The sequence below is a fragment of the Solibacillus sp. FSL R5-0449 genome, from assembly GCF_037975215.1.
GTDB lineage: Bacteria > Bacillota > Bacilli > Bacillales_A > Planococcaceae > Solibacillus.
Genome location: NZ_CP150239.1, coordinates 1085303 through 1097361, shown reverse-complemented (window position 1 = coordinate 1097361; position 12059 = coordinate 1085303). Strand labels below are relative to the sequence as shown.

General features: G+C 40.3%; 11 protein-coding genes. All 11 read right to left on the bottom strand.

Annotated features, from left to right (window positions below; genetic code table 11):
- Positions 1–8: 8 nt before the first annotated feature.
- The 11 genes from dnaJ to MKY27_RS05155 all read right to left on the bottom strand — a co-directional run bounded on the left by dnaJ (position 9) and on the right by MKY27_RS05155 (position 11910).
- Positions 9–1130 carry a molecular chaperone DnaJ gene (gene dnaJ / locus MKY27_RS05205; protein WP_339198283.1) on the bottom strand — a complete coding sequence of 374 codons (1122 nt, stop codon included), beginning with the start codon at positions 1128–1130 and terminating at the stop codon, positions 9–11.
- Positions 1131–1659: 529 nt separating this feature from the next.
- Positions 1660–1953, bottom strand: a complete 294-nt coding sequence (locus tag MKY27_RS05200; RefSeq protein WP_339198281.1) for a hypothetical protein — start codon at positions 1951–1953, stop codon at positions 1660–1662.
- Positions 1907–2098 (bottom strand): hypothetical protein, encoded by a 192-nt coding sequence (locus tag MKY27_RS05195; RefSeq protein WP_339198278.1) that lies wholly within the window; start codon positions 2096–2098, stop codon positions 1907–1909. Before MKY27_RS05195 ends, MKY27_RS05200 begins: the two co-directional genes overlap by 47 nt.
- A gap of 107 nt (positions 2099–2205) precedes the next feature.
- Entirely contained in the window at positions 2206–4059 is a 1854-nt protein-coding gene (gene dnaK / locus MKY27_RS05190; RefSeq protein ID WP_339198275.1) for a molecular chaperone DnaK, read from the bottom strand.
- Positions 4060–4138: 79 nt separating this feature from the next.
- A complete protein-coding gene (grpE, locus tag MKY27_RS05185; RefSeq protein WP_339198272.1) occupies positions 4139–4693 on the bottom strand; it encodes a nucleotide exchange factor GrpE in 555 nt (184 codons plus the stop codon).
- A 74-nt stretch (positions 4694–4767) separates the two neighbouring features.
- A complete protein-coding gene (gene hrcA, locus MKY27_RS05180) occupies positions 4768–5793 on the bottom strand; it encodes a heat-inducible transcriptional repressor HrcA (RefSeq protein ID WP_339175648.1) in 1026 nt (341 codons plus the stop codon).
- 128 nt (positions 5794–5921) lie between these two features.
- Entirely contained in the window at positions 5922–7067 is a 1146-nt protein-coding gene (hemW, locus tag MKY27_RS05175; protein ID WP_339175646.1) for a radical SAM family heme chaperone HemW, read from the bottom strand.
- Positions 7068–7207: 140 nt separating this feature from the next.
- Positions 7208–7534, bottom strand: coding sequence for a geranylgeranyl pyrophosphate synthase (locus MKY27_RS05170; protein ID WP_339175645.1), 327 nt, complete (start codon positions 7532–7534; stop codon positions 7208–7210).
- A gap of 785 nt (positions 7535–8319) precedes the next feature.
- Positions 8320–9186, bottom strand: a complete 867-nt coding sequence (locus MKY27_RS05165) for a 2-oxoacid:ferredoxin oxidoreductase subunit beta (RefSeq protein WP_339175644.1) — start codon at positions 9184–9186, stop codon at positions 8320–8322.
- Positions 9187–9188: 2 nt separating this feature from the next.
- On the bottom strand, positions 9189–10922 hold the full coding sequence (locus MKY27_RS05160; protein WP_339198269.1) for a 2-oxoacid:acceptor oxidoreductase subunit alpha: 1734 nt from the start codon (positions 10920–10922) through the stop codon (positions 9189–9191).
- Between the two features lie 721 nt (positions 10923–11643).
- Positions 11644–11910: a stage V sporulation protein S gene (locus MKY27_RS05155; protein WP_079525540.1), complete on the bottom strand. Its 267-nt coding sequence runs from the start codon at positions 11908–11910 to the stop codon at positions 11644–11646.
- Positions 11911–12059 lie beyond the last annotated feature (149 nt).

Sequence of the window (12059 nt, the reverse complement as noted above, 5' to 3'; positions counted from 1 at the left end):
TACACTCCTTAGTCGCCTTTAATTTTTTTCTTAATTTTGTCGAACAGCGAGCTTCCGTGTTCTTCCGGAATGTCTCCGCTGATTTCTGCAAATTCACGTAACAATTGTTTTTGTTTTTCCGTTAATTTCGTCGGTGTGACAACATTTACGATGACATACTGGTTCCCCATGCCATAGCCGTGTACATTTTTTACGCCTTTATCTTTCAGGCGGAATTGTGCACCGGATTGTGTGCCTGCAGGAATTTTCAGTTTCACTTTCCCGTGAATTGTCGGTACTTCGATTTCATCACCTAACGCTGCTTGCGGGAATGTTAATTTTAGTTCATATAAAATATCATCGCCGTCACGTTCGAAATACTCGTGCTTGCGAACATTGAAGATAATGTATAAATCGCCGGCCGGACCATTGTTGTATCCTGCTTCACCTTGACCAGCTACGCGTAATTGTTGACCATCATCAACACCTGCCGGGATTGTGATTTTGATTTTTTTCTTTTTCGTAATTGTACCAGTACCGCGACATGGTGAACATTTTTCCACAATGATTTTACCTTGACCACGACATGATGGACAAGAACGTTTGTTTACCATACGGCCAAACGGTGTGTCGACTGCCTGGTTAATCTGACCAGCGCCATTACATTGTGAACATGTTTGTGGATGCGTACCTGGTTTTGCACCAGAACCGTGACATGTATCACATGTTTCTTCTTTTGGAATCTCTATTTCTGTTTCTTTACCGAATACTGCTTCTTCGAAGGAAATGTTCATACGGAACTGCAGATCGTCACCTTTACGTGGGGCGTTTGGATCTTGACGTCGGCCGCCTCCGAAGAACGAACTGAAGATGTCCTCGAAACCGCCGAATCCAGCGCCGCCTCCGAAGCCGCCGCCACCAAATCCGGCATTTGGATCTTCATGGCCGAATTGGTCATAACGTGCGCGTTTTTGGTCGTCTGACAGTACTTCATACGCTTCTGCGACTTCTTTGAACTTTACGTCTGCGCCCTCTTCTTTGTTTAAATCAGGGTGATACTGTTTTGATAATTTACGATACGCTTTTTTTATTTCATCTTTGCTTGCACCTTTGCTCAGGCCAAGTACTTCATAGTAATCGCGCTTACTCATTGTTCACTCTCCGCTCTTTTTACATAACGTCTATTTTATCATGTTGAAAAATTGATGTATAGCTTTTGCTTTAGTTCATCTTATATGAAATTAAATAATGTTTCGGTTTGTTCATAAAGTCCGTTGATTTCACTCCGGCTGAAGTTATAAAGTTTAGTTTCTTTCATATAGGCCGATGTGCTGCGTTGCGGAGGCCAACACGATGTTGGTCACGAATGCGTTGTCACACGATGTGACGCTCTTAGCATTCGTTCCTATCTCATGGGGGCGTGGCTCCAACTAACTTGATGTATGCCTCTACGGCGGCATACATCAAGTATCAAGTGGATTTTCCGCGCACGCTAATCCCCTAGGAGTCGGCCTCTCCACTCCGCACAACTACCGGGTAGTATGGGCGTTGGACTTCTATTTAATTAGAGTCAAGGTTTGGTGAAATTTATTACCCGTCATAACTTCTACTTTATGAGTGTGCATTTCTACTTTTCTTTGAATAACGTACACATTAGCCGCTGAACTTTCTACTTTCGCTTCAATAAGTTCTACTTTCTCGCGGGAATCCGCTAATAAAACTTACACTTTCTACTTTAAGGCCGTACGCTTCTACTTTCCCATGGTTACCTTCCACATTAGCCGCTGAACTTTCTACTTTCACTTCAAAAAGTTCTACTTTCTCACGGGGATTTGCTAATAAATTTGAACTTTCTACTTTAAAGCCGAACACTTCTACTTTCCCATGGATAACTTCCACATTAGTCGCTGAACTTTCTACTTTCGCTTCAATAAGTTCTACTTTCTCTCGGGAATCGGCTAATAAAACTTGCACTTTCTACTTTAAGGCCGAACATTTCTACTTTCTCATAGATAACTTCTACTTTACTCATTGAACTTTCTACTTTCGCTTCAATAAGTTCTACTTTCTCGCGAGGATTTGCTAATAAATTTGAACTTTCTACTTTAAGGCCGAACATTTCTACTTCCCCACAAAAATCCGCTAATAAGCCCAGCACATATCACGACAAGCATAAAAGCCAAAGCCGCAAGCGGTCTTTGGCTTTTATGTGAAAATCAGAAAGGATTATTTATTGTCTTTGTCGTCTTTTACTTCTTCAAAGTCAGCGTCTACGATACCGTCGTCTTTTTGGCCAGCGTCTGCTGCGCCTTCGAAGCCTTCAGCACCGCCTTGTGCTTGTGCAGCTGCTGCAGCTTGCTCGTAAACTTTCATTACTAATGGTTGTAATACGCCTTCTAATTTTTCTTTAGAAGCTTTGATGCCTTCAAGCTCGCCTTTTTCTAAAGCTGCTTTTAACTCGTCGCGTGCATCTTCAACAGATTTCTTTTCGTCTTCTGTGATTTGCTCGCCTAAGTCTGTGATTGTTTTATCCACTTGGAATACTAATTGGTCTGCTTCGTTGCGAAGATCTGCTTCTTCTTTACGTTTCGCATCTGCTTCAGCGTTTGCTTCTGCATCTTTAACCATACGCTCGATTTCTTCTTCTGATAAACCTGAATCAGATTGGATCACGATTGTTTGTTCTTTTTGTGTACCTAAGTCTTTCGCTTTAACTGATACGATACCGTTCGCATCAATATCGAATGTTACTTCGATTTGTGGAATACCACGTGGTGCTGGTGGAATATCAGATAATTGGAAGCGACCAAGTGTTTTGTTGTCTGCTGCCATTGAACGTTCACCTTGTAATACGTGAATGTCTACTGCTGGCTGGTTGTCAGCAGCTGTTGAGAACACTTGAGATTTAGATGTTGGGATTGTTGTGTTACGATCGATTAATTTCGTCATAACGCCGCCCATTGTTTCGATACCTAATGATAATGGTGTTACGTCTAATAATAATACGCCTTGTACGTCACCGGCTAATACGCCACCTTGTACAGCAGCACCCATTGCTACTACTTCGTCAGGGTTTACGCCTTTGTGCGGCTCATGACCAGTTGCTTTTTTGATTGCTTCTACTACTGCAGGAATACGAGTAGAACCACCAACTAAGATTACTTTATCTAATTCTGAAGCAGAAAGACCTGCATCTGATAATGCTTGACGAGTTGGAACGATTGTACGCTCTACTAAGTCTTTTGTTAAATCATCGAATTTTGCACGTGATAATGACATTTCTAAGTGAAGCGGGCCATCAGCACCTGCTGTGATGAATGGTAATGAAATTTGAGTTGAAGTTACACCTGATAAGTCTTTTTTCGCTTTTTCAGCTGCATCTTTTAAACGTTGCATTGCCATTTTGTCTTTAGATAAGTCTACTGAATTTTCTTTTTTGAACTCTTCTACTAAATAAGCGATGATTTTGTCGTCGAAGTTGTCACCACCAAGTTTGTTGTCACCTGCAGTTGCTAATACTTCGAATACGCCGTCAGCTAATTCAAGGATCGATACGTCGAATGTACCGCCACCTAAGTCGAATACTAGGATTTTTTGGTCAACGTCTTGTTGATCTAAACCGTATGCTAATGCTGCAGCTGTTGGTTCGTTGATGATACGTTCAACTTCTAAACCAGCGATTTTACCTGCGTCTTTTGTTGCTTGACGTTGCGCATCGTTGAAGTAAGCAGGAACTGTGATAACAGCTTTTGTTACTTTTTCGCCTAAGTAGTCTTCAGCATAGCCTTTTAAGTATTGTAAAATCATTGCAGATACTTCTTGTGGCGTGTACTCTGTATCTTCCACTTTCACTTTTTCGTTTGTACCCATTTTTGATTTGATAGAAATGATTGTGTTCGGGTTTGTTACAGCTTGGCGTTTTGCTACTTCACCAACTTGTTTTTCTCCATTTTTGAATGCTACTACAGATGGAGATGTACGGTTACCTTCCGGGTTTGGAATTACTTTTGGTTCTCCGCCTTCTAATACAGATACACAAGAGTTTGTTGTTCCTAAGTCAATACCGATAATTTTACTCATAATTTAATTTTCCTCCTAATAGTAAAAAACAAAATGTGTTAATTTAAAAAATATATAGATAGCACCGAAAAGCACTAAATTACTCGTTTACAGATACCATTGACGGACGCAGTACACGGTCCTTTAACTGATACCCTTTTTGCAGTTCGCGTAAAATGACGCCAGTTTCCTTTTCGCTGTCCTGCTCCTGCATTACAGCTTGGTGGAAGTTCGGATCGAAGCTTTCGCCCTCTGCCGGAATGATCGTAAGACCTTCTTTTTCCGTAGCAGCAACTAACTGGTCATATACCATCTGTACACCTTTATATAATGAAGCCGCTTCTTCTGTTGTTACTTCTACTTGCAGTGCGCGGTCTAAATTGTCCAGCACCGGTAAAAGTTCAGTCAGTAAGCTCTGTGCACGGTATTTCTCGGCTGCTTCACGATCTAAGCGTGTACGGCGAGCTAAGTTATCGTAGTCAGCACGCAAACGCAGATAGCGCGCATCCTCTTCAGCAAGTTTCGCTTCAAGTTCAGTGATTTTCTGATCTTTTTCATCTGCAGTTTCTTCTGTTTCAGTAGTTTCAGCTGTTTCCACTACTTCTTCCGTAGTTTCTTCCTGCTGCAATTCTTCATTGTTTTTTGTTTCTGACACTTCTTTTCCTCCTCGAGTATCAATCATTCAAGAATTCAGCGGCTATGTTTACTAAGACCGCTGAATCAACGGTTTTACTTCTTATTATCGAAGAACGCTCTGGACAGACTGTTTGTCATAACATCCAATAATGTCACAACACGTCGGTAATCCATGCGCGTCGGGCCGATAATTGCGATTGCCCCCTGCTGTTCTTCCCCTACAAGGAAGGAAGCGGTGATGACACTGCAGTTTTCCATTGCTAAATGATTGTTTTCTGAACCTATTCGGATTTGAATACCATTTTTCTGTTCATTGAATAAAGTTTGAACTTGGCTTTCCTTGTCGATCAGATCCATCAGCATTCGCATTTTCTCTAGATCATGGAACTCCGGCTGATTCAACATATTGGATTTACCACCGTAATAAACTTTATTTTCGTGATGGTTTGAAGTAATGGATAACAATGACCGGATAATCGAATCGGATGCATGAATATGAGACTTCAATACCGAAATTGCCTCAGTTTGAAGTTTTACCGGAAGTTCATATAACGGCACACCGACTAGACGGTCATTCAAAATGTTAACCATTTTTTCAATATCATGCGGGTTAAAACCCGGTGGTAACGTTAGTGTTCGATTTTCTACATGACCGTTATCTGTGATGATAATAGCCACCGCTGTTTGTTCTGTTAACGGTACAATCTGGAATTTCTTGACACGGTGCTTTTGAACATCCGGACCGAGTAAAATGGTCGTGTATGTCGTCAATTCCGATAATATATTTGCGGATTCTTTAATGATTTGTTCTGCTTCAACAATCTGTTTTTTAAAGAGCGACTGGATTTGCGCTACTTCGCCACTCGAAATGATTTGAGGCTGAAGTAAATGGTCGACATAAAAGCGATACCCTTTTTCAGAAGGGACCCTTCCTGAAGAAGTATGCGTTTTTTCTAAAAAACCCAGTTCCTCCAAATCTGCCATTTCATTACGTATTGTAGCAGCACTATACGTAATACCTTCTTTTTTGGATAGTTGACGCGAACCAACAGGCTGTGCTGACATCACAAATTCGTCTACGATTACTTGCAATAGTTGTAACTGCCGATTTGTTAACATCTTTCTCACCTCTGTTAGCACTCGATTAAGAGGAGTGCTAATATATTTATAAATTAGCAAATCTCTAAATTGATGTCAATGAATTCGTCCGTTTTTTTTAACTTTTTTCAAGTACCGCCGCAAAAAGATTATTCCCCTACTAAAAACCGTTGAAATACTTCATTGCCGATAAACCGGCCCTTTCTTGTTAAACGGATTCCTTCAGAGTCAATTTCAATGAGATGTTCTTCCTGTAATTGATCGATTATTTCCTTATATATAGTAAGCATCGGCTGACCGAATTTCTTCTCAAACTCTCCATGTGTCACGCCGGCAGATTTTCTTAAACCTAAAAACATCTGCTCTTCCAGCTTCTCATCACCCGTCACTTCATGTTCATGCAATAAAGGACGCTCTCCTGCCATCACTGTTTCAATATATTTTTTGATTGGTGCGACATTGGAATAGCGTACGCCTTCCAAGTAACCGTGAGCACCAGCGCCAAATCCTGCGTATTCGTCATTATCCCAATAGATTTTATTATGTGTTGACTCATAGCCTTCATTCGCGAAATTACTGATTTCGTATTGCTGGAGTCCATGCGCTTCCATCGTGTCCATCAAAACACCATACATGTCCGCTTCCAGATCTTCTGTCGGCAAATGGAGCTTTCCTTTTGCATACTGGATATAAAAGATCGTTTTAGGCTCTACAATAAGCGAGTACGCTGAATAATGCGGCAGCTTCAGTGCCAAGGCTTTTTCAAGCGTTTCCTGCCATTGTTCCATCGTCTGGCCAGGCAGACCATACATTAAATCGATGCTTATATTTTTAAATCCAACGTTTTTGGCGTTTTGGATTGTTTCATATACATGTTCATTCGAATGGGTACGTCCGATTTTTTTCAGTAGTGACTGGTCGAATGATTGGACGCCCATACTTAAACGATTGACGCCTCCATTATATAGTGCCTGCAATTTATCGATTGTCAGTTCATCCGGATTTGCTTCACTGCTAAACTCTTTTACGGATGACATTGGAATATGTTTCGTAATGAGCGACAATAATTTTTCAATTTGCTCTGCGGACAGTGCAGTCGGGGTTCCGCCACCGAGAAAAATCGTTTCGATATTCGTGAACGCTTCCGGCATCGCGGCAACCGTCATTTCCATTTCCCGTCCGAGCGCTTCAATATATTCATCAACTGGCTGATTTTTAAAAAATACTTTATTAAAATCGCAGTAGTTACAAATTTGATGACAAAAAGGAATGTGAATATATACACCTCTAGCCATTTAAATCACTTCCTTATTCTAGTTGTTCTCCTATATTGTAGCCTTTCTCCACTAAAATACAAACCACGGACCCTCGGAAAAAGGGCAACAAAAAAAGCTTTGCTAAATGAAGATTCATTCAACAAAGCTGGAATCATCTATTAAATAGAAAATACAGGCTCTTCATTATTCATTAACATAACCAAATCAATTGCCGTCATTTCTGGCAACTTTGCACAAAATTGTTTCGCTTCTTCAGCTGTATCGAACTGGAAGGCATCCAATTCTTTTGTAATTTCATATTGATCGTTCATAAGCTGAGTCATATAAAGGCGGACAGTTGGATGGCATCGCTTCGTTTTGTCAAAGTTTTCCCCAGCAATGACAATACCTGTATCCGCTGACGTTTTGCTAACGATCGTTTCGATAATATGTAGTTCATCCTGGACAAACCACGTTGGTACGATTAGTTGAATTTGACTGTTCATAAAAAATACATCCCCTTTAATATTATATTTATCTTATGACAAATTTAATTGTTCACAGCAATTATTATGTATTTGTCACGTTAAACAAAACGACACTTTCGCAAACATTCTGAATTCTGAAATCTGCGGTGAAATGAAATGGTGCAAAACAAGTATTTACTACTATTCTCTCTATATAATTTCGTATTAACAAATTAAATACGTATTTTTATACCACTATTCTACTACAGTCAATAATTTATTAAAAGCTACATTCTTAAAAATATTCTTAATATTAAATCAATGACTATAGGCGGATTGCATTATGGAATAATTTTACATATAGTTCGTTAATATGACTTCTTGATTAAAGATAACAGTTTTCATGATAAATTTCATCAGTTTTCAGAAAATAATTACAATTTTTCATGTATTTTTATCTTTTGTTGTCAATTACTTATAGATGTTACAGTACTATAATAAAATTTAAAATGGTTTCGACAAAACTCGTCAAAATTAGATTTAAATCGCTTTTTTGCTTATATTAAATTATGTATTTTTTTACAATTATTCGGATGTTTTTATTAAACCTAGTATGATTGCTCGACTCCCCCTCATTTTTAAAATCAAAAAATTACTATAAATTGATTTAAATTTATTCGTCACTTATTCATGCATATTCGCCATTTCAGAAACTTATTCGTCAACTGGAAACAGATATTAGTCAAACCGTTTGATTTAATCGCCAATCCCCGTCCAAAACAAAAAAGCTATACAAGCCGGAAACTCCAGCCTGTATAGCTTTATTACATAAATTCCTTCGTCAGCTGATCAAATTGTTCTTCTGATAAGCTAATATCGATATCTGTTAACGGTAGCTCTGAATAGCCTTTGATTTTCTCCTGATACGAAGTTGTTTCAGTATCCTGATAAATAATACCCGTTACAAGACCTTCATGGCGCATTACTGTTTGCATCGCTTGTTCACGGTTTGAAGAATCATAGCCTTCGATGTCAGCAAGCTTTGTTAAATTCTCTTTGAACCAGTCGTACGTGTTTACTTTGTTGTACGTTACACATGGTGAGAATACGTTGATGAACGAGAAGCCTTTATGGTTCAGACCGGCCTCAATCATCGCTGTCAGTTCTTTAATATCTGTCGAGAAGCCTTGTGCCACAAATGTCGCACCTGCAGTTAACGCAACTTCCAACGGTTTTAATGATGGCTCGATTGCTCCGCCCGGTGTTGATTTCGTAATGAAACCAGCAGCTGAACGTGGAGACGTTTGGCCTTTTGTTAATCCGTAAATTTGGTTATCCATTACTACATACGTAATGTCGATGTTACGGCGGATTGCATGGATTGTGTGACCCATACCGATCGCGAAGCCGTCACCGTCACCGCCTGAAGCGATAACTTTCAGGTCTTTGTTTGCCATTTTAAGGCCTTGTGCGATCGGTAATGCACGACCATGGATACCGTGGAAGCCGTATGAATTAATATAGCCTGAAATACGGCCAGAACAGCCGATACCTGAAATAACAGCTAGTTCGCTTGGTTCATAGCCCACGTTTGCTGCAGCACGCTGAATCGCCGCTTGTACGGAGAAGTCACCACAACCTGGACACCAGTTTGGTTTTACGGAATTTCGGAAATCTTTAAATGTTGCCATGATTAAATTTCCTCCTTCACTAAGTTTGTTAATTCACGTGGTAGGAATGGTGTACCATCGTATTTTAAAATCGATTTCGTCTTCGCGTGACCACCGATATTCATTTTCATAATATTTGCTAGCTGACCTGTCGCATTGTTTTCAACGACAATCACTTTTTTCGCTTTATCCATCAATGCACTCATTTCTTCTGAAGGGAATGGATGGATCAGCTTAATATGTGCATGGTTTACTTTTACGCCTTCAGAGTTCAGCTTTTCCTGAACTTCTTCGATTGCTCCGCGCGTCGAGTTGAAGCCTACAAGTAATACGTCTGCCTCTTCATGTGGCGCGTTCACGTATACCGGGTTTTCAAAGCGGACATGCTGTAATTTACGCATACGCTTATCCATTTGCGTGCGACGGTTGCCCGTTGCTTCAGATGGCTTACCTGTTTCATCGTGCTCTACACCCGTTACGTGGTGAATACCGCCTTTTGTACCTGGCAGGACACGTGGTGAAACGCCGTCTTCTGTATTTTCATAACGCTTGAAGTAATCTTTTGATTCTACATCTTCAACCGCTTCCACAATTTTACCGCGACGAATTTCAATTTTGCTGTAATCGAACGGATCAACCGACTGCTTACCTAATGATAACTGCAAGTCTGTCATAACGATTACCGGGATTTGTAATTCTTCAGCAATGTTAAACGCCTGAATCGTATCATAAAACGCTTCTTCCATTGTAGAAGGCGCAATTACAACTTTCGGAATTTCACCGTGTGTACCGTAGAGCATCGCCATTAAATCCGATTGCTCCTGCTTTGTCGGTAAACCTGTCGATGGACCACCACGTTGTGTATCGAAAATAACAAGCGGCTGTTCCGTCATACCTGAAAGACCGATTGCTTCCATCATTAATGAAAGACCAGGACCAGCTGATGCTGTGAATGCACGCACACCACCGTAGTTTGCACCGATTGCCATTGTTGCCGCAGCAATCTCATCTTCAGTTTGAATAACCGCTCCACCTACTAATGGAAGCTTTTTAATCATATATTCCATAATTTCAGATGCCGGTGTAATCGGATATGCCGCCATGAAACGAGAGCCGGCAGCCAATGCACCTAATGCCGCTGCATCGTTACCAATCATGAACATACGGCGTTTTCCGTCTGCAGGCGCAATTTCCCATGTGCCTACACGATCACCGATTTGCTCTGAAATCGCCTGACGACCACGCTCGATCGCTTCAATATTCTTCGCAACGACCTCTTCACCTTTACGTCCGAAAATTTCATTTACAACACTTTGGAAAACCGATTCATCCAAGTTTAAAAGTGCTGCCGTTGCACCAATCGCAACCATGTTTTTCATTAAAGACGTACCAAGTTCAGCCGCAATTTCCGTAAACGGTACCGCGTATAATGGCGCAACACTGTCTTCCGGGTTTTTCGGATCAAATTTCGCATCCGCTAAAATGATACTGCTCGGTGTTAATTCATTATAGTTCACGTCGATCGTTTCCTGGTCAAACGCCACTAGTATATCTAAGTCGTCCGCAATTGCGCGTACTTCTGTCGGACGAACCGTAATTTTATTATTCGTATGGCCACCTTTAATACGAGAAGAGAAATGACGGTAACCGTATAGGAAATACCCTAGACGATTCATTGCCATTGAGAAGATTTCACCTGTACTCTCAATCCCTTCACCTTGCTGCCCACCGACTTTCCATGAAAGCTGATGTAACATATCAACATCTCCTTAAGTTCTGTATTATATAAATGAATAAAGCCATTACGTGCTTTATTACTGAGCAGCTGTCGTATAGCACAGCCATGTAGAAATCAATTACGCGAATGCGTAATTGCATCCGAATTCGGTTTTTGTGCTTGCACAAAAAAACTCCTTTCCGAATTCGTGATATCCGCCGGTGCTTAACTTCTTTCAGTGAATGAGGACTCCACTTAAAAAGTAAACACTAGCTTCTATCCTGCATCTTATAAATATAAGAAGACTTCTACTGAAAGAAGTTATTTTTCCTACATTAGTTTAACATGAAGTTTTCGTCTCTTCTATTGCAAATGTCATATCGAGTCAAAAAATCAGACCTTTGACGGAAAGTTCTGTACACAAATTGTTTTGAATTAAAACAAGATTTCTATTCCCTAAAATTTATATGGTAAATCTTTTATTGGAGGACGATTGATTATGTAGGATGGTTGCGTTTTAGAAGGAGCGCAGTATATAGGAGGGGAATTTTTCTCTAAAAAGAGGAAGTGACTAATATCCACTAACTATTGGCTATTATGTATTCCAAAGTGGCGAAAATATAAACGAAACTGACTAATAAGTAAAGGCATTTGACTAATAAACCATCAGAATTGGCAAAAAAAAGCCGATTACCCCGCAAACAAAAATACACCCGCTTAGCCCAGTATGGGTGCTAAGCGAGTGTATGGGTCTTCATGGATTAACGATTTCTTTTTTCAACGAGTAGTTTTAATGCCGTCCGATCTTCTCCTGCAATGATGATGTCCGCGAAAGCCGGCGCACAAATCAGATCTGTGCCGCTTGGGGCTACAAACCCTCGAGCGATTGCTACTGCTTTAATTGCCTGGTTTAACGCACCTGCACCTACCGCCTGCATTTCAGCAAACCCTTGCTCTCGTATAACCGCAACGAGTGCTCCTGCAACAGAATTAGGATTAGAACGAGATGATACTTTTAATGAATCCACAGCTATTTCCTCCTCATCTAGTACTGCTTTATCTTTTTTTAGGCAATTTTTATTGCCTGTACGTCATTGTATGCGCTTTATGAAGCAATTAGAATCCGTTTTTTACAACTACCGCAAGAAAATATTCAGATTATTCAATTAAGCGGTAA